General features: G+C 70.7%; 21 protein-coding genes. 9 read left to right on the top strand and 12 right to left on the bottom strand.

Annotated elements, in window-relative coordinates; all coding sequences use genetic code 11:
* Positions 1-2 precede the first annotated feature (2 nt).
* A complete protein-coding gene (bcp, locus tag OL358_RS10580; RefSeq protein WP_264709932.1) occupies positions 3-479 on the top strand; it encodes a thioredoxin-dependent thiol peroxidase in 477 nt (158 codons plus the stop codon).
* A gap of 36 nt (positions 480-515) precedes the next feature.
* Here the strand turns inward: bcp and OL358_RS10575 are convergent, their stop codons facing one another.
* Positions 516-911: a histidine kinase gene (locus OL358_RS10575; protein ID WP_264709931.1), complete on the bottom strand. Its 396-nt coding sequence runs from the start codon at positions 909-911 to the stop codon at positions 516-518.
* Between the two features lie 249 nt (positions 912-1,160).
* Between OL358_RS10575 and OL358_RS10570 the strand changes: the two genes are divergently transcribed.
* Complete coding sequence (locus tag OL358_RS10570) at positions 1,161-1,409, top strand: WhiB family transcriptional regulator (protein ID WP_018171995.1); 249 nt, start codon at positions 1,161-1,163, stop codon at positions 1,407-1,409.
* Between the two features lie 5 nt (positions 1,410-1,414).
* Here the strand turns inward: OL358_RS10570 and OL358_RS10565 are convergent, their stop codons facing one another.
* From OL358_RS10565 to OL358_RS10555, 3 genes are read right to left on the bottom strand one after another with little or no spacing between them, the layout of a single operon-like run.
* Complete coding sequence (locus tag OL358_RS10565) at positions 1,415-2,902, bottom strand: sensor histidine kinase (RefSeq protein WP_264709930.1); 1,488 nt, start codon at positions 2,900-2,902, stop codon at positions 1,415-1,417.
* A 10-nt stretch (positions 2,903-2,912) separates the two neighbouring features.
* A complete protein-coding gene (locus OL358_RS10560; protein ID WP_264709929.1) occupies positions 2,913-4,178 on the bottom strand; it encodes an AAA family ATPase in 1,266 nt (421 codons plus the stop codon).
* Positions 4,175-4,804 carry an SAF domain-containing protein gene (locus tag OL358_RS10555; RefSeq protein ID WP_264709928.1) on the bottom strand — a complete coding sequence of 210 codons (630 nt, stop codon included), beginning with the start codon at positions 4,802-4,804 and terminating at the stop codon, positions 4,175-4,177. Before OL358_RS10555 ends, OL358_RS10560 begins: the two co-directional genes overlap by 4 nt.
* A 98-nt stretch (positions 4,805-4,902) precedes the next feature.
* Here OL358_RS10555 and OL358_RS10550 point away from each other — a divergent pair, with 98 nt between their 5' ends.
* Positions 4,903-5,184 carry a helix-turn-helix domain-containing protein gene (locus OL358_RS10550; protein ID WP_264709927.1) on the top strand — a complete coding sequence of 94 codons (282 nt, stop codon included), beginning with the start codon at positions 4,903-4,905 and terminating at the stop codon, positions 5,182-5,184.
* 23 nt (positions 5,185-5,207) lie between these two features.
* Here OL358_RS10550 and OL358_RS10545 read toward each other — a convergent pair whose 3' ends face one another.
* Entirely contained in the window at positions 5,208-5,813 is a 606-nt protein-coding gene (locus OL358_RS10545; protein WP_264709926.1) for a hypothetical protein, read from the bottom strand.
* Positions 5,814-5,948: 135 nt separating this feature from the next.
* On the opposite strand from OL358_RS10545, the gene OL358_RS10540 reads away from it, so the two are divergent.
* On the top strand, positions 5,949-6,383 hold the full coding sequence (locus OL358_RS10540) for an Rv3235 family protein (RefSeq protein ID WP_413631507.1): 435 nt from the start codon (positions 5,949-5,951) through the stop codon (positions 6,381-6,383).
* Positions 6,384-6,429: 46 nt separating this feature from the next.
* On the opposite strand, the gene OL358_RS10535 is transcribed toward OL358_RS10540, so the two are convergent.
* The 3 genes from OL358_RS10535 to secA all read right to left on the bottom strand — a co-directional run bounded on the left by OL358_RS10535 (position 6,430) and on the right by secA (position 11,051).
* On the bottom strand, positions 6,430-6,780 hold the full coding sequence (locus OL358_RS10535; protein ID WP_264709924.1) for a hypothetical protein: 351 nt from the start codon (positions 6,778-6,780) through the stop codon (positions 6,430-6,432).
* A gap of 67 nt (positions 6,781-6,847) precedes the next feature.
* Complete coding sequence (locus tag OL358_RS10530) at positions 6,848-8,074, bottom strand: pyridoxal phosphate-dependent aminotransferase (protein WP_264709923.1); 1,227 nt, start codon at positions 8,072-8,074, stop codon at positions 6,848-6,850.
* A 148-nt stretch (positions 8,075-8,222) separates the two neighbouring features.
* Positions 8,223-11,051, bottom strand: coding sequence for a preprotein translocase subunit SecA (gene secA / locus OL358_RS10525; protein WP_264709922.1), 2,829 nt, complete (start codon positions 11,049-11,051; stop codon positions 8,223-8,225).
* A gap of 201 nt (positions 11,052-11,252) precedes the next feature.
* Between secA and OL358_RS10520 the strand changes: the two genes are divergently transcribed.
* The 5 genes from OL358_RS10520 (at position 11,253) to OL358_RS10500 (ending at position 18,936) form a co-directional block, all read left to right on the top strand.
* Entirely contained in the window at positions 11,253-11,867 is a 615-nt protein-coding gene (locus tag OL358_RS10520) for a PadR family transcriptional regulator (protein ID WP_264709921.1), read from the top strand.
* Positions 11,864-12,583: an ABC transporter ATP-binding protein gene (locus OL358_RS10515; protein ID WP_264709920.1), complete on the top strand. Its 720-nt coding sequence runs from the start codon at positions 11,864-11,866 to the stop codon at positions 12,581-12,583. Before OL358_RS10520 ends, OL358_RS10515 begins: the two co-directional genes overlap by 4 nt.
* Entirely contained in the window at positions 12,580-15,438 is a 2,859-nt protein-coding gene (locus OL358_RS10510) for an ABC transporter permease (protein WP_264709919.1), read from the top strand. The genes OL358_RS10515 and OL358_RS10510 overlap by 4 nt, the downstream gene beginning before the upstream one ends.
* Before the next feature lie 298 nt (positions 15,439-15,736).
* Positions 15,737-17,470: a DEAD/DEAH box helicase gene (locus OL358_RS10505; RefSeq protein ID WP_264710279.1), complete on the top strand. Its 1,734-nt coding sequence runs from the start codon at positions 15,737-15,739 to the stop codon at positions 17,468-17,470.
* Between the two features lie 110 nt (positions 17,471-17,580).
* A complete protein-coding gene (locus OL358_RS10500) occupies positions 17,581-18,936 on the top strand; it encodes a hypothetical protein (protein ID WP_264709918.1) in 1,356 nt (451 codons plus the stop codon).
* A 60-nt stretch (positions 18,937-18,996) separates the two neighbouring features.
* On the opposite strand, the gene hpf is transcribed toward OL358_RS10500, so the two are convergent.
* From hpf to mtrB, 4 genes are all read right to left on the bottom strand, one after another.
* On the bottom strand, positions 18,997-19,656 hold the full coding sequence (gene hpf / locus OL358_RS10495; protein WP_264709917.1) for a ribosome hibernation-promoting factor, HPF/YfiA family: 660 nt from the start codon (positions 19,654-19,656) through the stop codon (positions 18,997-18,999).
* An 88-nt stretch (positions 19,657-19,744) separates the two neighbouring features.
* Positions 19,745-20,440, bottom strand: a complete 696-nt coding sequence (locus OL358_RS10490) for a ComF family protein (RefSeq protein WP_264709916.1) — start codon at positions 20,438-20,440, stop codon at positions 19,745-19,747.
* Positions 20,441-20,531: 91 nt separating this feature from the next.
* Positions 20,532-22,214 (bottom strand): LpqB family beta-propeller domain-containing protein, encoded by a 1,683-nt coding sequence (locus tag OL358_RS10485; RefSeq protein ID WP_264709915.1) that lies wholly within the window; start codon positions 22,212-22,214, stop codon positions 20,532-20,534.
* Entirely contained in the window at positions 22,211-23,920 is a 1,710-nt protein-coding gene (gene mtrB, locus OL358_RS10480) for an MtrAB system histidine kinase MtrB (protein ID WP_264709914.1), read from the bottom strand. The genes OL358_RS10485 and mtrB overlap by 4 nt, the downstream gene beginning before the upstream one ends.
* Positions 23,921-23,927 lie beyond the last annotated feature (7 nt).

Below are 23,927 nucleotides of genomic sequence, written 5' to 3'. Positions count from 1 at the left end.
GGGTGACCACGCGCCTCGAGACCGGCTCCCCCGCACCCGACTTCACCCTCGTCGACCAGGACGGCCGCACCGTCTCGCTGTCGGCCCTGCGTGGTGGCCGGGTCATCCTCTTCTTCTATCCGGAGGCGATGACGCCGGGCTGCACGAAAGAGGCGTGCGACTTCCGCGACAGTCTCGCGCCGCTCCAGGCCGCCGGCTACACGGTGCTGGGCATCTCCCGCGACGAGCCCGAGAAGCTGCAGCGCTTCCGCGAGCGCGACGGACTCACCTACGACCTGCTGAGCGATCCCGACCACGCCGTGCACGACGCGTACGGGGTGTGGGGCGAGAAGGTGAACTACGGCAAGACGTTCATGGGCGTCATCCGCTCGACGTTCGTCATCGATCCCGAGGGTCGCATCGAGCAGGCGCTGTACAACGTCCGCGCCACGGGTCACGTGGCCCGCGTGCGCAAGCTCGTGGGACTGGACGCCGCCTAGAACCCGGCACGCATGCGTCGGGTCGGGCGCGTGCGATCAGACGGATGCCTCGTCCCGCGACTCCCGCCCGGCCTCGCGCACGGCGAGGACGAGCAGCACCAGAGTGACGACCGCGGGTGCGGCGATCGCCAGCGCGACCTCAGGCTCGGCGTAGGCTCCCGTCGCCGCGCCGAGCGCGACCGCCAGGATCAGCAGCTGCGTCACGATCGCACCGGAGCGCCCCCACGAGCGGCCCCGCCAGATCGCGATCGCGAACGCGATCACCGCCGCAGCGCCCACCGCGGTGAGCACGATGAGGGCGAGTGCGCTGTCGATCGACGCGGTGTCGCCGGCGACGATCGCGAAGATCTGCCACACGGCGAGCGCGACCAGGCCGGCTCCCTCGAGTCCGACGAGGACGGCCGCGACGCGTCCGATCCGGTTTGTTCGCATTGCTGGTGATCTTTCGGGTCGAACGGCTCGGGGTTGTGCGAACCCTCTATGTCGCAGAGGGAATACTCAGCAAAATGCACAGATTCCTGTCGCGCATCCTTGATCTGGGTAAACCGCTATGGGACGATTGATGAAGCAGTGTGCTCCCACAGCGACGTGGGGCGAGCAATCCTCGCACTCCACAGGGTACCGGACCCGAATCCGGCGCCATCTTCGTCAAAAAAATCCCCCGCATCAAGGAGCACCACCATGGACTGGCGCGACAAAGCCGCCTGCCTGACCGTCGACCCCGAGCTGTTCTTCCCTGTCGGGAACACCGGACCGGCCGTCGATCAGATCGAGAAGGCGAAGTCCGTCTGCGCCCGGTGCACCGTCACCGAGATCTGCCTGCAGTACGCCCTCGAGACCGGTCAGGACTCGGGCGTATGGGGAGGTCTCTCCGAAGACGAGCGCCGCGCCCTCAAGCGCCGCGCCGCACGCGCCCGCCGCGCTTCGTGAGCTGATCAGCCCCTGCCGCGCTCGATGTAGCGGAGCGGGATCTCGATCGTGACCTCGGTGCCGCTTCCCATGATCGTGTGCCAGTCGATCGTGCCTCCGAGTTCACCCTGGATGAGCGTGCGCACGATCTGGGTGCCGAGCCCGCGGCCGACCTGACCTTCGGGAAGCCCCGACCCCGTGTCGCGCACGCGCACCTCGAGGTGCTCGTCGGTGCGCTCGGCGATGATCTCGACATCGCCCTCCTGACCGGCGAGGCCGTGCTCGACCGCGTTGGTCACCAGCTCGGTCAGCGCCAGCGACAGCGGCGTCGCGTACTCGCTCGGCAGCGTGCCGAAGCGTCCGGTGGAGTGAGTGCGCGCACGCGTGTTCGGCGCAGAGGCGACCTCGGCCACGAGCTTCAGGACGCGCGCGAAGACCTCGTCGAAGTCGACGTTCTGCGCGAGCCCCTCCGAGAGGGTGTCGTGCACGACCGCGATCGCCGACACACGCCGCATCGCCTGCGTGAGGGCCTCCCGCGCCTCCTCGCTGTGCGAGCGGCGAGCCTGGATGCGCAGAAGCGACGCCACCGTCTGCAGGTTGTTCTTCACGCGATGGTGGATCTCGCGGATCGTGGCGTCCTTGGTGATGAGCTCCTGCTCCTGGTGCCGGATCTCGGTGACGTCGCGGCACAGGACGATCGCGCCGATGCGCTTGCCGTGATCGCGGAGCGGAATCGTGCGCAGCGACACGGTGACGCCGCGCGCCTCGACGTCGGCCCGCCACGGTGCACGACCGGTCACCACGACCGGGAGCGACTCGTCGAACTGGCGCTTCTCGGGGAGGATCTGCGTCACGACCTCCACCAGCGACTCGCCCTCGAGCTCGTCGTCGAACCCCAGCCGGTTGAAGGCCGACAGCGCATTGGGGCTCGCGAACGTCGTGACGCCGTCGACGTCGAGCCGCACGAGCCCGTCGGATGCACGGGGTGCGCCGCGCCGAGGCGACGTCGGCGCGGACATGTCGGGGAAGTCGCCCGTCGCCACCATGCCGAACAGCTCATCGGCGCAGTCGTTGAACGTGATCTGCTGGCGGGAGGGCGTCCGCGCCTCGCCGAGGTTCGTGTGCCGGGTCACCACGCCGATCGTCAGCGCGGGCTCGCTCCCCCGCGAGCGGACCACGGGGACGGCCCGCACGCGGGTCGGCGTCTCTTCGAACCAGTCGGGCGATGCCGAGTCGACGATCCGTCCGGTCTGGAACGCGTCGCGCACCTGCGTGCGCCACTGCGGGCGCACCCGGTCGCCGACGATGTCACGGTAGAAGAGCGTGGCCGCGCCGCTCGGACGCGTGTGGGCGACGGCGACGAAGGAATCGTCGGATGTCGGGACCCACAGCACGATGTCGGCGAAGGCCAGGTCGGCGAGCAGCTGGCCGTCACCCGCGAGACGGTGGAGCCACTCCACGTCCTCCGCGCTGGAACGGCCCTGGGCGTACACGAGATCGCTGAGGGTCGACACGACTCTCAGCCTAGACGCCGCCCGAGACACGCTCGGCGCGCGCAGACCGCCGGGAGACCCGGCGCGACGCGTCCGCCGCGGGTGCCGTGACGATGGCCTCGCCCACGAACCGCCGCAGCGCGAGCGTGACGGGAGACTTGGGTGCGATCTCGGCGATCGGGCGCGCGGCGAGGAGCGCAGCATCCGCCGCCCGCGCGTCGAGCGGGAGGAACCACACGTCGCCGATGCCGCCGAAGCGGTCGAGGGTCCGGCGCACCTGACCACGGGCGTCGACGCCGAGGGCGCCGGGGCGAAGCCGGTTGGCGAGCACCGCGACCGGCGTCGCCCCGACGGCCGCGCGCAGGTCGGAATGAGCACGCAGGAAGCGGGCGACGCCCACCGGGTCCGCGCCGGCGACGGCCACGACGAGATCGGCGCCGCGCAGTGCCGCGAGGGTCGCGGCGTTTCGTCGCGGTCCGTCGAGGTCGCTCACGATCTCCTCGTCGCGCTCGAGCGGGGCCGCGACGTCGACCACGGTGAAGTCCGCCCACTCGCGGCACACCGAGAGCGCGCGCTCGACCCGTGTCTCGGAGAGCTCGGGCCAACGCGACGGACGATTGAGCCCCGTCAGCACGTCGACGCCGGATCCGCCGAGGGGAACGCTCACCCGCGAGAGTTCCCGCGCGTCGAGCCCGCCCCGTTCGGCCTGGCGGCATGCCGCCGCGAATCCCGGACCCTCGTCGGCCAGACCCAGGGCGAGCGCGATCGAGGGGGCGTGGGAATCGGCATCCACCAGCCCGACGTGGCGGCCGCCGCGGGCGAGCTCGACCGCGAGCTCGACCGCGATGGTCGATCGCCCGGGCGCGCCCGCGGGACCCCACACCACGATGACGCGCGGTCCGTGCGGTGCCGGCGCGGAGGCGGGCCGCGCGGGTGCCGCCCCCAGCACCTCGGACAGCCGCCACGCCTCGACGGGCAGCGGCAGTGGCTGCTCGAGCCCGAAGGCCTCCGCGAGGCGGATCGACGGGGCATCGGCACACAGCGGGATGATGCGCGTCGCGGCCCGGTCGCAGGCCGCGACGACGGCAGCGGTCAGCGTGTCGCGACGGATCTCGAGCACGACGGCGTCGGCGTCTGCGACGGCGCGCAGCAGCGTCGCGGCATCGGGCCCGAGGAGCAGATCGTCGGCCGCGGCGGCCAACGACGCCACCTCCGACGTCGCCACGACCTGGTGGCCCTCCCTGCGAAGCGCCTCGGCGAGCATCCCCCCGTCGTCGACCGCGACGAGCAGCGTCATGACCCACCCCCGATGGTGGGCACGATCGACAGCGCCGAGTCGTCGGCGAGCGCAGCCAGGGTGGCTGCGACATCCGCTCTCGGGATGACCAGCTCGAGCGACGCGGCCCCGCCGCCCATGAGCGTGTCGTCGCGCGTCACCGACACCACCGTCGCGTCGGCCACGAGGATCCGGGGCGCGTCGTACTCCCCGGGCTCGACGAGCGGGGCGGCCCAGATCTCGACCGCGCTGCCCTCGTCGACGGATGCCGGAACGTCGACCGCGCTCTGCACCACGACGTTGGTCGTGCGCGCGCGTTCCGCCGCGCCGAGGGCATCGGCGGGAACGAGCTCGCCCGCCTCGATCGTGCGCGTGGCGACCATGCCCTCGTTCAGGGCGCCGGGGGACAGGTAGACGCCGCCCAGATGCCCCAGCGCGACATCGACCTGCCGCAGATCGTCGGACGCGACCTCTTCGCCCGGCACGATCGTGCGGGCTGCGGCGTAGGCGGGAACTGTCTGTCGCGCGGCCGCCACCACGAACCACACCCCGGCGACGGATGCCACGATCAGGAGGACTCCGAGGAGGAAGCGCGCGTCCCCCCAGAAGGCGCGGCGACGGGTTCGAACAGGCTCTGCGACGGTCATGCCCCCATCGTGGCCGAGCCGGGCCGTCGGCGATTTTCGTTATCCACAGCGGTTGCGGTGCCGATCCTCCCTCTTCGGAGCGGGTCCATAATGGGGGCATGCCCGAGATCCCGACATCGGACGTGCGCCTGCTCGCTCCCGCTCAGGTGAGCGAGGTGCTCGGCGTGTCGGTCGACGAGGTGATGGCGCTCGTCATGGAGGGGCAGCTGACCGGCATGCGTGTGGGGTCGCCCGCGCGCTGGCGTGTGGAGGAGGCGAGTGTGGCCGCCTACCTCGACGACCAGGCCGAGGTCGCTCGCCGCACCGCACTGTGGCAGCAGGCGCAGAACGCGAGCTTCCCCGAGCTGTGGGGCTCCGGCCCGGTGCGGCACTCCGACTGACCCGACTGACCCGGCTGCCCGCGTCAGAGCAGCGGCGCGGTGCCATCGACGTGCACCCACGACACGGACGCGAACGGCACGATGCGATGGCCGGTCACCGCATCCGCACGGCGCGGGGCTCCCGGGTCGTGCAGGGCGAGGTCCAGATGGTCGGCGCCGGCCCGATCGACGGTGCCGTGGAGCGCGCGACCGCTGCGCAGATGCACCGCCACCCCCGCTCGCCGGCGGACGAGGTCGCGCAGCACGTACCCGAAGGTCAGGCGCTCGGCGAGAGCCGACCGCGCGGGCGCGGGGCGTGCACTGCGGAGAAGATCGTGGTGCGGCATCCCGATCCCGGCGATCGCGGCGAACGGGACCACGACGGCACCCGGCCGCCCCTCGGCCGGCAGGATCGCCACGCAGTCCGCACCCACCCCTGTGACGGCACCGCGGAGCGTCACGCCGTCGGACAGGTCGAACGACAGCGCGGGGGCGGCGCCGTCGCGGCCGGCGAGCTGCGAGAGACGCTCCTGCAGGCTCACCCGGGCCAGTCGAAGTCGCTCGGCCTCGGTATCGAGCGCGGCGCGCTCGGCCTCCCACTCGGAGGCGAGCTGACCCTCGAGATCATCGAAGAAGCGGTCCCAACGCACTCGGCGAGGTTAGAGCACTCCTCCCGACATGATCACAAGTTATCCACATGACGGCACTCCGATTCCCGTGGAGAGCGCCTCGTGTGTTCTACTTGCCGCAAGACATCCCCCCTGTCGAGTTAGGCACCCATGGCAATGCTGCCCGCGGGCTCTGCCCACGTTTTCCGCGCGCCCGAAAGCCCCGCAGAGCTCTCAGAGTTCTTCGCGCCGCAAAGGACGTCCGCCACCGCGCTGCCCGCGCCCGAGCCGTTCCTGCGCAACATCACGCGCGGTGTGCTCGAGGTGCTCGCAGGCGTGCGCGAGGTCGACCAGCTCGCACGCTGGCTCACCGAAGACCCCTATCGCAAGCTCGTGACGCGGTCGAACCTCGCCGCGCGCGCGCGCAGCGCCCGGGGCGTCCCGGCGCGTCGCCCGGTGCACGTGATCCTCTCGGTGCACGAGTCTGCGCCCGCCGACGGGGTCATCGAGTCGGTCGTGATCGTCCAGGGTCCCGCGCGCACGCGCGCGGTGGCACTGCGACTCGAGGGCATGGACGGGCGCTGGCGCGCGACATCCCTCGCGCTGCTCTAGCGGGCGATTCGGCGGCCTCGTCACGACTTTCGCGGCGGGTCGGTCGTCACTCCTGCGCGTCGATCAGGTCGAGCAGCGCCTTGCACGCGTCGCGAACGTCGTCGTGGTCGAACTGCCCGGCACGACTCTCCGCGGCGATCACCCCCGCACGGTGCACCCTTCGGAAGTCGCCGATAGGGAACGACCACGCCTGCTTCGTCTCCCGGTTCTCCGTCTTGTCGACGCCGAGATGCCAGTGGGCGTATGCGGTCCAGCCATCGCTCTCGATGAAGCCGTTCTCCTCGTCGGCGGTGGGCGCTGCCTCCGACCAGTCCCCCGGCTCGTCGCGCACGACCTTGCCCTCGCGGACGAGTGCGCGCGCCTGACGCAGGGCGGGCCGGTTCAGTTCGATAGCCATGGGGCGACGGTACGGCCGCTGCGGGCGGTGCGCGACGGGGTTGACGGATGCCGCGGCATCCGTCCTCTCACTGCTTGTACGACGAGAGGAAGTTTCCGAGGCGCTCGATCGCCTCGGTCAGCACGCGGGCCTCGGGAAGCGTGACGATGCGCAGATGGTCGGGCGTCGCCCAGTTGAAGCCGGTCCCCTGCACCAGAAGCACGTGCTCCGCGACGAGGAAGTCGTAGACGAGCTTGGCGTCGTCGCGGATCTCGTGCACCTCGGGATCGAGCCGGGGGAAGGCGTAGAGCGCACCCTGGGGGCGGACGCAGGTGACGCCGGGGATCGCCTCCAGTCCTTCCCATGCGGCGTCGCGCTGTTCGAGCAGTCGTCCGGTGGGCGCGATGAGGGCATCGATCGATTGCACCCCCGACAGCGCCGCCTGCACCGCGTGCTGCGCGGGGACGTTGGGGCACAGCCGTGTCGAGGCGAGCAGGGTGATCCCCTCGATGAACCCGGAGGCGTGGTCCTTCGGACCCGTGATGACGAGCCAGCCCGAGCGGTATCCGGCGACACGGTACGTCTTGGACAGCCCGTTGAAGGTGAGCACCAGCAGATCGGGAGCGACCGACGCCATCGGGATGTGCACGGCGTCGTCGAACAGGATGCGGTCGTAGATCTCGTCGGCGAGCACGAGCAGAGAGTTCTCGCGGGCGATCTCGGCGATGCCCTCGAGCACCTCTCGCGAGTACACCGCACCGGTCGGGTTGTTCGGATTGATGACGACGATCGCCTTGGTGCGCGGCGTGACCTTGGCGCGGATGTCCTCGAGATCGGGCTGCCACCCGTTCTGCTCGTCGGCCACGTAGTGCACCGGGGTGCCACCGCCGAGGCTCGTCATCGCGGTCCACAGCGGATAGTCGGGTGCCGGGATCAGCACCTCGTCGCCCTCGTCGAGCAGCGCCTGCATCACCATCGTGATGAGCTCCGATACGCCGTTGCCGAGATAGACGTCGTCGGGGCCGAACGACGGGAAGGACGGGTCCTGCTCGTACCGGTACACGACGGCCCGACGTGCCGACATGATGCCGCGGCTGTCGCTGTAGCCGTGCGCGTGCGGCACGGCCTCGATCATGTCGCGCACGATCTGGAACGGTGCCTCGAAGCCGAACACCGCGGGATTGCCGGTGTTGAGCTTGAGGATCGTGTGCCCCTCGTTCTCCAGGCGATCGGCTTCGACCAGGGCCTGCCCGCGGATCTCGTAGAGGACGTCCTTGAGCTTGCTGGACTGGTCGAGAGTGCGGAGGGGACTCATCGGCCCAGGATATCGGGGCCTCAGGGGGGCCAATGGACGCCGCGTGGCCCGGATCAGCCCGGAGACGAGATCAGGAGATCCGGCCTGCACAGGACGTTCGCGTGACGAACCATCCTGGGTCGGCCAGATCTCCTGATCGGGAAAGCGTCTACTTCTTCTTCTGATCGGCAGCGCGGCGCTGGGCGCGGTTCTGCGGAGCCTGCTGCGGCGCGGCGGCGGCATCCGTCCGCTGGCCGAACGCCCCGCGTTGCGGCTCGGCGGCCGGAGCAGGGGCGGGGGCGCCTGCGGGCTGCGCGGATGCGGCCGCGGCGGCCTGGCGGAGGCGGTTCGTCGCCGCCTGCTGCACCTGGCCGCGGTCGTTGCGGACCTCGACCTCGCCGGCGTCGTTCGCGGCGGAGTACTCGAGGCGCTGGCCTTCGACGGGCTGCGCGCCCAGGCCCTTCGCCTCGACCTCGGCCTCGCCCTCGCCCTGGCGACGCACCTCGACCTCGAGGTTGTAGAGGTAGCCGACGGACTCCTCCTTGATCTGCCCCATCATCGCCTGGAACATCTGGTAGCCCTCGCGCTGGTACTCGATCAGCGGGTCGCGCTGGGCCATCGCGCGCAGGCCGATGCCGTCCTTGAGGTAGTCCATCTCGTAGAGGTGGTCGCGCCAGCGACGATCGAGCACCTGCAGCACGACGCGGCGCTCGAGCTCGCGCGTGGCCGGCGTGCCGAGGGTCTCCTCACGCTTGTCGTACGCGATGCGGGCGTCGGAGAGGATCTCGCGCTTGAGACCCTCCGACGTGATGCCGCCCTTGCGCCCGGCACCCTCGGCGACGACCTCGTCGATCGAGACGCTCACCGGGTAGAGCGTCTTCAGCTCGGTCCACAGGGCGTCGAAGTCCCAGCTCTCGTTGTGACCGGCACCGGTGTGGTCGTCGATGACGGCGTTGATGGCGTCTTCGATGAAGTGCTGTACGCGGTCGGCGATGTCATCGCCCTGCAGCATGTGCCGGCGGTCGGAGTAGATCGCCTCGCGCTGGCGGTTGAGGACGTCGTCGTACTTGAGGACGTTCTTGCGGATCTCGGCGTTGCGGGCCTCGACCTGGCTCTGCGCGGACTTGATCGCACGCGAGACCATGCCCGACTCGATGGCGACGTCGTCGGGGAAGTTCGTGCGGGCGAGGATCGCCTCGGCGGCGCCGGACTGGAACAGACGCATGAGGTCGTCGGTGAGCGACAGGTAGAACCGGCTCTCACCGGGGTCGCCCTGACGGCCCGATCGACCGCGCAGCTGGTTGTCGATGCGGCGGGATTCGTGGCGCTCGGTCCCCAGGACGTAGAGACCGCCGGCGTCGACGACCTTGCCTGCCTCTTCGGCGACCGTGTCGCGGGTGCCCTGGTACACGGCATCCCACTCCGCCTCGTACTCGTCGGGCGTCTCGACCGGGTCGAGACCCTTCGCCTTCATGTCCTGCACGGCGAGGAACTCGGCGTTGCCGCCGAGCATGATGTCGGTGCCTCGACCGGCCATGTTCGTGGCGACGGTGACGGCGCCGAAGCGGCCTGCGCGTGCGACGATCTCGGCCTCTCGCGCGTGGTTCTTCGCGTTGAGGACCTCGTGCTTGATGCCCTTCTTGGCGAGCAGACGCGACAGGTACTCGCTCTTCTCGACGCTCACCGTGCCGACGAGCACGGGCTGACCGCTGGCGTGGCGCTGCGCGATGTCTTCGACGACCTGCGCGAACTTCGCCTGCTCGTTCTTGTACACGAGGTCGGGCTGGTCCTTGCGGATCATCGGCTTATTCGTCGGGATCGGAACGACGCCGAGCTGGTAGGTCGACATGAACTCGGCGGCCTCGGTCTCGGCGGTACCGGTCATGCCCGCGAGCTTCTCGTAGAGGCGGAAGTAGTTCTGCAGGGTGACGGTGGCGAGCGTCTGGTTCTCGGCCTTGACCGGAACGGCCTCTTTGGCCTCGATGGCCTGGTGGATGCCCTCGTTGTAGCGGCGGCCGACCAGGATGCGGCCGGTGTGCTCGTCGACGATCATGACCTCGTCGTTCATGACGACGTAGTCGCTGTCGCGCTTGAACAGGGCGAGCGCCTTGATCGAGTTGTTGAGGAACGAGATCAGCGGGGTGTTGGCCGACTCGTACAGGTTGTCGATGCCGAGGTAGTCCTCGACCTTCTCGATGCCGGGCTCGAGCACGCCGATCGTGCGCTTCTTCTCGTCGACCTCGTAGTCGACGCCGACCTCGAGGGTCTTGGCGATCTTCGCGAACTCGACGAACCAGCGGTTGGCCTCGCCGGACGAGGGACCGGAGATGATGAGCGGCGTGCGCGCCTCGTCGATGAGGATCGAGTCGACCTCGTCGACGATCGCGTAGAAGTGGCCCCGCTGCACGAGGTCCTCCTTGCGCCAGGCCATGTTGTCGCGCAGGTAGTCGAAGCCGAACTCGTTGTTGGTGCCGTAGGTGATGTCGGCGTTGTACTGCTCGCGACGCACCTCGGGCGTCTGTCCGGCGACGATGATGCCGGTCGTCATGCCGAGCGCGCGGTAGATGCGGCCCATGAGCTCCGCCTGGTAGGACGCGAGGAAGTCGTTGACCGTGATGACGTGGACGCCCTGACCGGCGATGGCGTTGAGGTAGACGGGGAACGCGCCGGTGAGCGTCTTTCCCTCACCGGTCTTCATCTCGGCGATGTTGCCGAGGTGGAGCGCCGCTCCGCCCATGACCTGGACGTCGTAGGCGCGCTGACCGAGCGTGCGCTTGGCGGCTTCGCGCACGGCGGCGAACGCCTCGGGCATGAGCTGGTCGAGCGTCGCACCGGCTTCGAAGCGTGCCCGGAGCTCGGCGGTCTCGTTGCGGAGTTCCTCGTCGGTGAGGTGCGCGTAGTCCTCTTCGAGGGCGTTGACGGCCTTGACGACCTGCTGGAGCCGCCGGAGGATGCGACCCTCGCCGGCGCGAAGCAGTTTCTCGAGGGGGTTGGCCACGGAGTGTCTCCATCTGTCGGGTGTGGCGCATGGGCGCCGGTGCCGCCCGGAGCCACGGCCCCAGGCATACCTTCCTATGTTATCCGCCCGTGACCTTTGTGTGCGCTGGGTGTGGGAGCGGCATCCGTTGCAATGTTTTCGAGTATGCATATACTCGGCATGTACATACCCGGTATGCACCGGTGGCGACAGGAGAACCCCATGTCCGTTCGGCAGAGCCTGCTGGCGATCCTCGACCAAGGGCCGTGCTACGGCTATCAGCTGCGCGCGGAGTTCGACCGCCGCACCGGCTCGACGTGGCCCCTCAACGTCGGGCAGATCTACAACACCCTCGACCGCCTGGAGCGCGACGGACTGGTCTCGAAGGGCGACGTGGACGAGCAGGGCCACGTCTACTGGGACATCACGGATGCCGGAGCCGACGAGGTGCGCCGATGGCTCGCCTCCCCCGTCGAGCGATCGCAGGGCACACGCGACGAGCTGGCGATCAAGCTCTCGGTCGCCGCGACCCTTCCGGGAGTGGATGTGGGCGAGATCATCCAGACGCAGCGTCGCGCGTCTCTCGCGCAGCTGCAGTCGCTCAACCGGGCGAAGTACGCGGGCGCGAGTCCCGACGGTCCCGAGGAACTCGCATGGTCGCTGGTCGTGGACTCCATGATCTTCGCCGCGGAGGCCGAGGTGCGCTGGCTGGACCACACCGAGCAGCGTCTCGCCCTGCACCCCGACCACGCGATGGCGCTCGAACTGTCCACGGAGCGGCCCCGCCGGGGGCGCCCGGCCAAGTCCGAGGCATCCGTCGAGGAGGTCGCCCGATGAGCGACGCCGTTCTGCGCCTCGTCGGCGTGACGCAGCAGTACGGCACGGGGCCGACCGCGGTGTCGGCACTGTCGGGCGTCGACCTCGAGGTCGGCAAGGGGGAGCTCGTCGCCGTCATGGGCGCGTCGGGGTCGGGCAAGTCCACGCTCCTGTCGATCGCGGGCGGGCTCGCGACGCCGACGACGGGCGAGGTCGTGATCGAGGGGCAGCACCTCAGCACGCAGTCCTCGAAGGAGCTCGCGGCGCTTCGGCGCCGATCGCTGGGATTCGTGTTCCAGGACTTCAACCTGATCCCCACGCTCACGGCGATCGAGAACGTGACCCTCCCCCTCGAGCTCGACGGCTTCCGCCGACGGGTCGCCCGGCGCGCGGGCCGCGACGCGCTGCAGTCGGTCGGGCTGGACGACAAGCTCGATTCCTACCCCGACGACCTCTCGGGCGGTCAGCAGCAGCGCGTGGCCATCGCCCGCGCGGTGGTCGGCGGGCGCCGTCTGATCCTGGCCGACGAGCCCACCGGCGCGCTGGACTCCGTGACGGGCGAGCTCGTGCTGCGCATGCTCCGCAGTCGAGTGGATGCCGGAGCCGCCGCGATCCTCGTGACCCACGAGGCGCGCCACGCGGCGTGGGCCGACCGCATCGTCTTCCTTCGCGACGGGCGCATCGTCGACGAGTCGCGCCGCCCGAGTGCGGACGCGCTGCTGGCGGACGCACGGTGACGGGTCTCCTCGAAGCGCCGGGCGCGGCATCCGATTCCGTGGACCAGAGGACGGATGCCGCGCCCCGGCGCGGCGCGGGATGGCGACGGCTGCGCACCAGTGCTCGCCTCGCTCGGCGCCAGGTGTGGCGTACGAAGGGGTCGAGCGCGCTCGTGATGCTGCTGGTCCTGCTGCCCGTCGCGGGCCTCGCGGGCGGCGCGATCTTCTGGCAGAGCCATGTGCCGACGCCCGACCAGTCGGCCTCCCTCGAGCTCGGACGCAACGAAACGTGGATCCAGGCGATCGGCGGGGCGGACCCGACCCGCTGGCAGGCCGTCGACAACCCGTGGGACAACGGCGTCGAGACCGACGATGCGGGGCGCGCCGTGAACCCCGAGCAGCCCTGGCCCGACGGCCCTCCCGGCCAGATCCCGGCGGGCAGCACTGTCCACGAGATCGTCGAGTGGGGTGGGACCTACGTCGAGACCGCGATGGGCGTGGGCAACGTGAGCGTGTCGGCCGGCGACGTCTGGGACGACGTGTTCGCGGGGCGGTATCTCGCCGTCGAGGGCACGGCGCCCTCGACGGGCGACGAGGCGATGGTCTCGCCGGGACTCCTGGAGCGACTGGGAGCGGGGATCGGCGACGAGGTGGTGCTGATCGACGAGGACCGCACGTACACCATCACCGGCACGCTGCGACGCGCGGACGCGATGCCGGACAGCCAGGAGCTGTTCCTCCCGGCGAGCGCCGCCGCCCTCGTGAGCGGCCAGACCCGCTGGTTCGTCGAGGACTGGCAGCCCGACCAGGCGGAGCTCGCCGAGCTCAACGCCGCCGGATACGTCGCGTACGCGCGCGACCTCGCGATGGATCCACCTCCGGGCGCACGGGTGACCTCGTGGATGTCGAGCGCGTCGCAGGATCTGTCGATGATCACGACGGGTCTCATGCTCGCCGTGTTCAGCGGATACCTGGTCGTGCTTCTGGCCGGGGCCGCGTTCGCCGTGGCGGCGCGACGTCAGCAGCAGTCGCTGGCGGTCGCGGCGAGCGTGGGCGCCGCACGCGCCGACGTCTTCCGGGTCGTCGTCATGCAGGGGACCGTGCTGGGCTCGGTCGCCGGAGCGGTCGGAATCGCCCTCGGAGCCGCCGTCGCGTGGATCGCGCTGGCGCTGACCGACACCGGAACCGTCAACTCCTTCTGGGGCAACTGGGGCTACCGCGTGCCGTGGATGCTGATCGCGGCGATCGCCGTGTTCGCGGTGGTGGTCGGCACCCTCTCGGCGGTCGCTCCGGCGCGCGCCGCGACGCGCGGCGACGTGCTCGGCGCCCTGCGCGGCTCGCGCCGCCCGGCCGTGCTGCGGCGCAAGCGTCCGTGGTGGGGCCTCGGCCTCATGATCGCCGGGCTCGGCGCGACGGCGATCGGCGCCCTGGTGCTCGTGATCGTCGGTGCGACGCCGCTGACCGACGCCACCGTCCCGGCGCGCTCGGTCGCCCTCGGCGCGGTCGCGCTCGGCCCGATCGTGTTCCAGATCGGGTTCCTCTTCGCCGGGCACTGGGTGCTCGTGTTCGTCGGGCGCCCGCTCGCCCGGCTCGGACTCGCGCCGCGGCTCGCGAGCCGTGACTCGGCGGCCAATCCGTCGCGGGTCGTGCCCGCGTTCGCAGCGATCGCGGCGTGCGTCTTCATCGCCTCGTATGCGATCTCGACCACCGCGCTCACGTCCGCGCAGAACGAGCGGATGTACTGGTACAACGGGCCGCTCGGCAGCGTCACCGCCGGCGTGTACGAGACCGGCGAGTCCACCGGCGAGCTGCTCGCGGCCGCGGAGGACATCCTCCAGCCGACGTCGCCGCAGGCGACGGCCGTCGTCCTGGCGCCCACTTCCCCCTCGTACGACCCGCTGACCGGCCAGCCTGACGATCCGGACCACCCGGTGTGGGCGGTCGCCGGGCAGCCGAGCGAGCAGTGCGAGACGTGCGGGGATCCGACGATGGCGATGAACGGCCAGCTGTCGATCGTCGCCGCGGAGGACGTGAGCCTGCTGCTCGATCACCGGGTCGAGGCATCCGTGCTCGCCGCCTACCGCGACGGCGCGGCGATCGTCACCTCGGAGGAGTATCTCTCCCCGGACGGGGAAGTCGTCCTCACCCGCTGGACCGAGACGAGCCGCAACGACTTCTCGAACGCGCTGATGGCTGTGGACTGGAATGTCGACGAGAGCGAGCGCTTCGCCCACGTCCCCCTCCCCGAGGAGGAGCTCGCGATCGCCGGCCGCGCGGTCGACACCGGCGCCGGCTCGATCTTCCAGGTGATGATCTCGCCCGAGACCGCCGAGTCTCTCGGGATCCGGTCGACGCCCAGCTCCCTCGTCGCGACGTATGACGAACCGCTGCCGCAGGCGACGCTCGACCGGCTGAACCTCGAGGCGCAGTCCGTGCGGCTCCCCGAGGGCGCGTACCTGTGGCTCGCGAGCGAGCGCGGTCCGGACCCCGTCGCGCCGTGGCTGTGGCTGATCGTCGCCGTCGCGGGGGTGCTAGTGGTCGGCGCGAGCGCCGTGGTGCTGGGCCTCGCCCGTTTCGAGCGACGGCCGGACGACGCGACGCTCACCGCCGTGGGCGGCCCGCGCCGCCTCCGGCGCGGCATCAACGCCTGGCAGGCGGCGATCATCGTCGGCATCGGCGCGGTGGTCGGAACGATCGCCGGCCTCATCCCGGTGTGGGGCACGGCGCAGTCGTCGCCGGAGTTCTTCCGGCTCGCAGACATGCCGTGGCTGTGGCTCGGCATCCTCGCCATCGGCCTGCCCGTCGCGATCACGGCCGTCGCGTGGCTGGTGCCGCCGCGGCATCCGGAGCTCACCCGGCGCACGGCGATCGCTTGATCGCTGAGACGAATCCGGCCGTGCCGGACACATAAGAGATGAACCATCGGAGAGGACGACCCATGAGCCCTGCAGTGCCTTCCATCGATCCCGCCGCCATCCACCTGCCGCCGACCGAGCCCATCGATATCACCGAGCTCGTGACGCAGTCGGTGCGCCCCGCCTGAACACGAGGGCGGATGCCGCGATCCCGGCGCTCCGCGGCATCCTGTCGCCTCCCAGGCGGCACGCACTAACCTGAAGCGTGACCGAAACCGACACCCCGATCGAGGCCGAGGCTCCCACCGAGCCCGCAGCGATGACGTTCTCCGACCTCGGACTGGGCGATGCCGTGCTCAAGGCGCTGCGCGATGTCGGCTACGAGACCCCGTCCGCGATCCAGGCGGCGACCATCCCGCCGCTGATCGCCGGCCGCGACGTGGTGGGCCTGGCCCAGACCGGCACCGGCAAGACGGCCGCTTTCGCGCTGCCGATCATCGACCGCCTCGACCTCTCGCAGAAGAAGCCGCAGGCGTTGGTGCTCGCGCCCACCCGGGAGCTCGCCCTGCAGGTGTGCGAGGCGTTCGAGAAGTACGCGTCCCACCTCAAGGGCGTGCACGTCCTCCCCGTCTACGGCGGCCAGGGCTACGGCGTGCAGCTGTCGGCGCTCCGCCGCGGTGTCCACATCGTCGTCGGCACCCCCGGTCGCATCATGGACCACCTCGACAAGGGCACCCTCGACCTCTCTGAGCTGACCTACCTCGTGCTCGACGAGGCCGACGAGATGCTGAAGATGGGCTTCGCCGAGGACGTCGAGACGATCCTCGCCGAGACGCCCGACACGAAGCAGGTCGCCCTGTTCTCTGCGACGATGCCCGCGACGATCCGCCGCATGTCGCAGCAGTACCTCCACGACCCCGAAGAGATCACGGTCAAGACGAAGACGACCACGTCGGCGACGATCTCGCAGCGCTATCTCATCGTGTCGTTCCAGCAGAAGATGGACGCCCTCACGCGCATCCTCGAGGTCGAGAACTTCGACGGCATGATCGTGTTCGGCCGCACCAAGAGCGTGACCGAGGAGATCGCCGAGAAGCTCCGCGCCCGCGGCTACTCCGCCGCCGCCATCAACGGCGACGTGGCGCAGGTGCAGCGAGAGCGCACCGTCAACCAACTGAAGTCGGGCAAGCTCGACATCCTGGTGGCGACCGACGTCGCCGCCCGCGGCCTCGACGTGGAGCGCATCTCGCACGTCGTGAACTTCGACATCCCCACCGACCCGGAATCGTACGTGCACCGCATCGGCCGCACCGGGCGCGCCGGGCGCTCGGGCGACGCGATCAGCTTCGTCACGCCGCGCGAGCGCGGGCTCGTGCGCGCCATCGAGCGCGCCACGCGCCAGGAGCTGACCGAGATGCAGCTGCCGAGCGTCGACGAGGTCAACGTCACGCGGCTCTCACGCTTCGACGACCGCATCACCGCGGCCCTCAGCGAGAGTGACCGCATCGATCGCTTCCGCGACATCGTCGCCCATTACGTGCGCAACCACGACGTGCCCGAGGCGGATGTCGCGGCCGCGCTGGCCGTCGTCGCCCAGGGCGACTCGCCCCTGCTGCTCGAGCCCGAGCCCGAGCGCCCGCGCTACGAGCCCCGTGAGCGCGACGATCGCGGCGGCCGATTCGACCGCGACGACCGCGGTGAGCGCCCGCAGCGACGTGAGCGCACGCCCCGCGATGGCATGGCGACCTATCGCATCGCCGTCGGCAAGCGCCACCGCGTCGAGCCGCGCCAGATCGTGGGTGCGCTCGCGAACGAGGGCGGCCTGCGCCGTGACGACTTCGGCGCGATCCAGATCCGGCCGGACTTCTCGCTCGTGGAACTGCCGGCGGACCTCCCCCGCGGCACGCTCGACAAGCTCTCCGGCACCCGCATCTCGGGCCAGCTGATCGAGCTGCGTCTCGACACCGGCGGCCCGAGCCGTCGCCGCGACGACCGCAGCTACGGCGACGACCGCCCCGCCCGCAAGCCGCGTCACACGCAGCGCGACCGCTGATTCGCCCTGACGCTCGCCGGCACCGGGCCGGGCTGCGGCATCCGTCCGCCGCCTCCACAGCCGGGTCCGGCGGTCAGCCGCCTCCCGGACACCGACCCTAGGATCGATGCATGGCCGGATTCTGGGGCAAGCGCAAACGCGAACAGGAAGAACTCGAGGCGCAGGACGCCGATCTCGCACGGCGGGCGCGGACCGCGCTCGTCGCGGCGGATGAGCGGATTCGCGTCACGACGGACGAGCTCGCCTTCGCCGAGGCCGAGCTCGGAGCCGAACCGACCAAGGACCTGCGCGACGCACTCGACTCCGTGCGCACGCACCTCGCCGAGGCCTTCCACCTGCACCAGCTGAACCACGACGAGATCCCCGACACCCCGGAGGAGCTCCGCACGCGCAACGCGCGCATCGCGCAGCTGTGCGAGTGGGCGGAAGACCTGCTCGACGACCGCACCGAGGCGCTGGCCGCCCCGATCGAGCGCGCGCGCCGGGCTCCCGAGATCGTCGCCAAGGTGCGTGAGGATGCCGTCCGCCTGCGTGCGCGCATCCCGCAGGCGCGCGAGACCGTGCAGCGCCTCGCGAGCCGCTACTCCACCGAGGCGCTCGCCCAGGTCGCGTCCAACCCCGCCGAGGCGGACCAGCTGCTCGGGTTCGCCGAGCACAGCGCGGGCATCGCCGAGCGCCGTCGCGAAGCCGGTCAGCGCGAGCAGGCGAATCTCGCCCTCGAGGCCTGCACCGAGGCAGCGCGCCGCGCCGCGACCCTGGTCGACGCGGTCGAGACGTTCGAGGTCGAGGCACTGCGGGCGGAGTCGACGCTGTCGGCCATCGTCGAAGACTCGCGGGAGGACATCGCCGTGGCGCTCAAGGAGCCCCACACGCCGGCCGTCAGCGCGGCGATCACCGACCTGCAGGCGGCCCTGGCCTCACTCCCCGCCGCCGGTGTGAACACGGACCCGTTCGCCCTCCTCTCGCGACTGCGCACGGCCAACGCGGCGCTCGACGACGCCATCGCGAAGGCCCGCGAGCGCGCCGCGCGCCCCATCCCTCCGCTCGAGCATGTGCGCCATGCGATCGATGACGGCGACCGTCAGCTCGCCGTCGCGAAAGACGTGATCGCCGGGCATCGCGGCTGGATCGGCGCGGATGCCCGCACGCGTCTGGCCGAGGCCGAGCGCATCCGGCTGGACCTCGACCGCTACCTCGGCACGTCCGCGAGTGCGGCCACCTCGATCGACGAGGATCACCGCGAGCAGGCGATGGCGATGGCGCGCCGAGTCGGCTTCCTCGCGGGCGAGGCGCTGCAACTCGCGCAGCGCGACATCGACGCCTCCCGTCCCCAGGGCGGGCCGGACCAGTGGGGCGGACCCCAGCAGGGCTGGGGCGGCGGTCGTCGCAGCGGCGGCGGCGACCTCATGGGCGGCATCCTCGGCGGCCTCGTCATCGGAAGCATCCTCGACGGCTTCATCGACTGAGCCGTCCCGACGCAGGGATGCCCCGGCCATCAGGCCGGGGCATCCGCTCGTCTCAGGCGTCTACGACGCGACGGCCTCGGGGGCTGCCATCGTCGTGAGCGAGATGACGCCGTAATCCCATCCCTTGCGGCGGTACACGACGCTGGGGTGGTCGGTCTGCGCGTTGACGAACAGGAAGAAGTCGTGGCCGACCAGTTCCATGCGATCCACGGCCTCTTCGACCGACATCCATTCGGGCTCGAACTCCTTCGTCCGGATGACGACGGGGGTGTAGCCCTCCTCTTCCTCGTTGCCCGTGATGATCGGGATCTCGCCGGTCGCGACGGCGCGGAGCACGTCGACAGACGCCGGCTGCACGTCGATCCCCTGGATCGCGCCGCTGCCCTTGTCGAGCTTGGCGCCGCGAGGGTGGTTGCGAGCGTCCACGCGCTTGTCCTTCGCGCGGCGGAGCTGCTCGCACAGCTTGTCGACCGCGAGATCGAGCGCAGTGAACTTGTCACCGTCAGTGGCCTCGGCCCGAACGATCGGGCCCTTTCCGGTGAGGGTCAATTCGACCGTGTCATCCTCCACACGGCCGTTGTGATACGCGCGGTGCGTGACCTTGACGTCGACTCGCTGTGCGCGCGGAGCGAGGTGCTCTATGCGGGCGGCCTTGTCTTCGACGACCGAGCGGAAGCGATCCGTGATCCCCACTCCCACGCCGACGATGCTGGTTTCCATCCCTGACCTCCTTGTTCCGGTCCGCCCGGCCAAGGGCGGACCATCAGTCGCCTTGTCTTCCCCACGCTAGCCCCGTGCCGGTCACCTGTCACCTGTGAGTTTCGAATGCGACGCCGCGCGGCCTCGGGCCGTTCACCCGCCGCGGCGTGGCGGCGACGGTGACCGCGCCGAGCACCTCCGCGCCACCCGCGCGGAGGGCGCGCACGGCCTCCTCGAGACTCGCGCCGGTGGTCGCGACGTCGTCGAGCACGATGACGCGACGCCCCGCCGCCGCCGTCGCCATGAGGCTCTCCGCGACGTTCTCGCGACGCGCGCCGCGGTCCAGGCCGCGCTGGTCGCCCGTGCGCCGTGCGGGCCGGAGGAGGCGCGCGACGGGCAGCCGCGCCCGCGCGGCGAGCAGGTCGGGCACGCGGAAACCACGCCGGCGGTACGACGCCCGCGAGGTCGGCATCGGCACCACGACGGCATCGCGCACGTCCAGCCGCGTGACGGCAGCCTGCAACGCGGGAGCGAGGCTCCGCGCGAGCGGCGTGCGCCCTTCTTCCTTGATCGCCCGGATGACCCTCGCCGCGATGCCCTCGAACGACAGTCCGCTCCACAGCACGATGTCTCCGCCCGGCGCTCCGAGAACGCGTCGGACCGGCTGCGGCGCGAGCGCGGCGAGGCACGCCTCGCACAGCGAGACGTCGGGGATGCCGCATCCCGCGCACACCACCGGGAGCACCAGCGCCAGCGCGTCGGCGAGTGGTGAGCGCACCACGGCGACCGAACCCTCGATGTGCATGCGGGAAGGATCGCATCGCGCGAGCGGATCGGGCGGCGCGCACGCGTGCACCCGTGGATGCCGGTGGGCGATCGCCGCCTGGGGAGGAGCGTTACTCCGGCATGCCCTGCTGCGTCGCGAGGACCCGGACCCCGGTGGCCGTGGGCTGCCAGGTCGTGCCGCGCTTCACCGACAGCGTGCCGTCGTCGGCGAGCAGACGCACGCTCGACAGCGATGTGCCGCCGGCGATCGACGACATCGTCTCGGGCGCGCTGCTGGTGGAGGTGAGACCTCCGACCACCTGCTCCAGCACCTCGGTCCCCTCGGCATCGCCCGACAGCACGCCGATCGAGAGATCGTCCAGCCACGCGATGCCGCGACTCGCCCCGTCGACGACCGCGAGCTGCAGGGGATCCCCGAGACGCTCGGGCACCTGGTCGGCACCGCGGACGATCCCCGCGACCCAGAGGGCGGTGCGCCCGCCCGCCGTCACGACGGCCGCGATGCGCGTGCCGTCGCGCGAGACCGACATCGCGTGCACGGCGGTCGCACCCGGCCAGGCGTCGGCGACGACGACGGGCGTGAGATCCCGAAGGTAGGCCTGGAGTCCGCCCGGCTGGTCCCGTGGCACCGTCCACACGATGTCGAACGGATCGATGGACGGGTCGATGAGTCCCGGACGCGGATCGAGGGTGTCCCACGTCTCGTTGGCACGCACGATCGACACCGTGCCGTCGGCCTGCCGGATCGCGGCGGCCTCTCGCTGGGGATCGACCTGGATCGCGACCGGCGCGAACTCCTCGACCATCTCGGAGAGCCTCGGAATCGGCTCGATCTCTTCACCGCCGGCGAGGAAGCCGAACCCGTCCTCGGTCAGCACGAGCGGCGCACCGGGGATGCGCGTCGAGCGCACGGCGACGACGTCGGCGTCGATCGGGGTCGACTGGACGGTGAGTTCGACGTCCGTCATCCCCGCGGTGGCCAGGCTGGCCCGCAGCTGGGTGTACATCCGGTCGATCGTCTCGGGGTCGGCACCGAGGACGGATTCCGACAGGTCGACTTCGTACACGTTCCCAGGACGCCGCACCGCGGCGATCACCGTGACGCCCTCGGGGAACGCGCTCTCGACGGCCTCCCCGAGCCAGGCGCTGGGCGGCGCGATGAGCGCATCCACGACCAGGCGCGGTGCGCCCGTGGTCGGGTACCAGCGGGTGTCGGGCACGAGATACTGCCACGTGGGATCGAAGTACATGACGGAGTAGTCGTGGAAGACGCGGGGGAACTCGTCGCGGTCGAGCACCACGCCGTCGTCGGCGAACGAGATGCGCCACTCGCCGTCGACCTGCTGAAGCTCGAACGGAAGCACTCGCTCACCGACCTCGGCGCGCTCGTACGTTCCGGTCCCGTCGACGGTCGCGACCGCCGTGATCGACATCGAGACCGCGCCCTCGTCGGTCTCACCGAGGTCACGCTCCTCGAACACGTCGACGATCACGCCGGCCGACGGATTCCAGACCTTCGAGAACTGCGGGGTGAGGAATTCGCGCGCCCGGTCCCAGTTCGTGCCCACACCCGGGCCGGACCCGGCACGGATGAATCCCTCGACGATCTGCTCAGGCGTCGCACCGGGCTGCGGGCGGTCGGGCAGCAGGAACGAGATCTCCTCGGGGTCCGGAGCATCCGATGTGCTCAGCCCGTAGTTCACCTTGCCGCTGGTCGGCAGACCCGAGCAGGCCGTGAGCGCGATCGCGAGCACGGCGACCACGAGCGACAGGATGCCGCGTCGCGCCGTCATGACGCACCCCCCGGCGTCCCGGCATCCGTCGTCGCGGCTTCCGCCCGAGGAATCTGGATGGGCTGGGTCAGACCGAGGTCGTCGACGGACGTGATGGAATCCTCGCCCGGGTCGAGCGGGATCGGGGACCGGCCGACCAGGCGCCCGCCCTTGCGCGGCAGGGTGAGGACGAAGTTCGTGCCGCGGCCCAGTTCGGACCAGACGCCGAGCTCGCCGCCATGCAGTCGCGCGTCACCCAGCGCGATCGACAGGCCGAGCCCCGTCCCCCCGATCGTCCGCGTGCGCGACGGGTCGGCACGCCAGAACCGGTCGAACACCCGCTCGACGTCTTCCGGCTTCATCCCGAGTCCGTAGTCGCGCACGCCGAGGGCGACGGCCTGCTGGTCGCTGTCGACCGTGATGACGATCGGTCGCCCTTCACCGTGCTCGATCGCGTTTCCGAGCAGATTTCGCACCACCCGCCGCACGCGTCGCGGATCCATGTCGACGGGGGAATATCCTCCGGGCGCGACCAGCCGCACGTCGGTGCTGTGCTGCTCGGCGAGCTGCTCCATCGAGGCGATCACATCTTCGGCGAGGTGCGCGAGACTGGTCGGCTCGAGCTCGAGCTGCACGGATCCCGCGTCGTAGCGGCTGATCTCCAGCAGGTCGGTGAGCAGCGTCTCGAACCGCTGCACCTGGTTGTTGAGCAGCTCTGCCGCGCGCGCCGTCGCAGGATCGAAGTCGTCGCGCTGGTCGTTGATCATGTCCGCGGCGAGTCGGATGGTCGTCAGCGGGGTGCGCAGCTCGTGCGAGACATCCGACACGAAGCGCTGCTGCACCAGCGAGAGGTCGGCGAGCTCCTTGATCTGCGATTCGATGCTGTCGGCCATCGCGTTGAACGAGCGGCCCAGAGTGGCCAGCTCATCCTCCCCGCGCACGGGCAGCCGCACGCCGAGTTCGCCCGAGGCGAGTCGCGCGCTCGTGTCGGCGGCCTCGCCGATCGGGGTCGTCACCGATCGCAGCACGAACCATGCGATGCCGCTGATCAGCAGCACCAGGCCGATGCCCACGATCCACAGCGTGCCCTGCACGAAGCCGAGCGTCTGCGGTGCGTTTGCCAGATCGTAGGCGAGATAGAGCTCGTACGGGCCGACGCCCTGCACCGTGAGCTGCTGACCGACGACGACGCCGGGGACGGTGGCGCCGTCGGCCGTCGGGAGCGCGACCGACTGCCACACCTGGCGGTCGTCGTTGGCGCGCACGCTCTCGCGGAGGCCGTCGGTCAGAACATCCTCGAAAGCCAGATCGGAGGTGAAGTCCTGCGGCGCATTCGGAGAGGGCGGCCCGATGCGGAATGCGGCGTAGGCATCGCTCGTCGACTGCTGGTTGAGGGTGGCGCGCACCAGCCCCATCGCGTTCTGCAGCTGCACGCCGTCCTGGCCGGTGACGCTGTCGAGGGTGAGCTGTGCGGCCGCGGTCGCACGCTGCGCATTGAGCAGCACCTGATCCTTGCGGGAGACGAAGAGATCGTTCTGGATCGCCAGGGCCATCCAGACGCACGCGATGATGACGGCGAGCGCCGTGAGCCCGAGGGTGACGAGGATCGTGCGGAAACGCAGTGATCGTCGCCACAGCGCCGCGATGTTGCCCGGCCAGGCGCGCCAGTGCCGCCACCCGGCCAGCGGCGTCCGGGTCGCCGTCACCCCCGTGATCGGGGCTGCCATGCGGGCC

The organism is Microbacterium sp. SSM24, from assembly GCF_025989145.1.
Classification (GTDB): Bacteria; Actinomycetota; Actinomycetes; order Actinomycetales; family Microbacteriaceae; genus Microbacterium.
The sequence above is the reverse complement of the archived record's forward strand: the minus strand, read 5'-3'. Positions and strand labels throughout refer to the sequence as shown.

Excerpts from the sequence above, each read along its gene's own strand:
- OL358_RS10575 (WP_264709931.1), bottom strand. The coding sequence starts at position 911 with ATGCGAACAAACCGGATCGGACGCGTCGCGGCCGTCCTCGTCGGACTC.
- OL358_RS10570 (WP_018171995.1), top strand. The coding sequence starts at position 1,161 with ATGGACTGGCGCGACAAAGCCGCCTGCCTGACCGTCGACCCCGAGCTG.
- OL358_RS10560 (WP_264709929.1), bottom strand. The coding sequence starts at position 4,178 with ATGACGCTGCTCGTCGCGGTCGACGACGGGGGGATGCTCGCCGAGGCG.
- OL358_RS10555 (WP_264709928.1), bottom strand. The coding sequence starts at position 4,804 with ATGACCGTCGCAGAGCCTGTTCGAACCCGTCGCCGCGCCTTCTGGGGG.
- OL358_RS10550 (WP_264709927.1), top strand. The coding sequence starts at position 4,903 with ATGCCCGAGATCCCGACATCGGACGTGCGCCTGCTCGCTCCCGCTCAG.
- OL358_RS10540 (WP_413631507.1), top strand. The coding sequence starts at position 5,949 with ATGCTGCCCGCGGGCTCTGCCCACGTTTTCCGCGCGCCCGAAAGCCCC.
- OL358_RS10535 (WP_264709924.1), bottom strand. The coding sequence starts at position 6,780 with ATGGCTATCGAACTGAACCGGCCCGCCCTGCGTCAGGCGCGCGCACTC.
- OL358_RS10530 (WP_264709923.1), bottom strand. The coding sequence starts at position 8,074 with ATGAGTCCCCTCCGCACTCTCGACCAGTCCAGCAAGCTCAAGGACGTC.
- OL358_RS10520 (WP_264709921.1), top strand. The coding sequence starts at position 11,253 with ATGTCCGTTCGGCAGAGCCTGCTGGCGATCCTCGACCAAGGGCCGTGC.
- OL358_RS10515 (WP_264709920.1), top strand. The coding sequence starts at position 11,864 with ATGAGCGACGCCGTTCTGCGCCTCGTCGGCGTGACGCAGCAGTACGGC.
- OL358_RS10505 (WP_264710279.1), top strand. The coding sequence starts at position 15,737 with ATGACGTTCTCCGACCTCGGACTGGGCGATGCCGTGCTCAAGGCGCTG.
- OL358_RS10500 (WP_264709918.1), top strand. The coding sequence starts at position 17,581 with ATGGCCGGATTCTGGGGCAAGCGCAAACGCGAACAGGAAGAACTCGAG.
- hpf (WP_264709917.1), bottom strand. The coding sequence starts at position 19,656 with ATGGAAACCAGCATCGTCGGCGTGGGAGTGGGGATCACGGATCGCTTC.
- OL358_RS10490 (WP_264709916.1), bottom strand. The coding sequence starts at position 20,440 with ATGCACATCGAGGGTTCGGTCGCCGTGGTGCGCTCACCACTCGCCGAC.
- OL358_RS10485 (WP_264709915.1), bottom strand. The coding sequence starts at position 22,214 with ATGACGGCGCGACGCGGCATCCTGTCGCTCGTGGTCGCCGTGCTCGCG.
- mtrB (WP_264709914.1), bottom strand. The coding sequence starts at position 23,920 with ATGGCAGCCCCGATCACGGGGGTGACGGCGACCCGGACGCCGCTGGCC.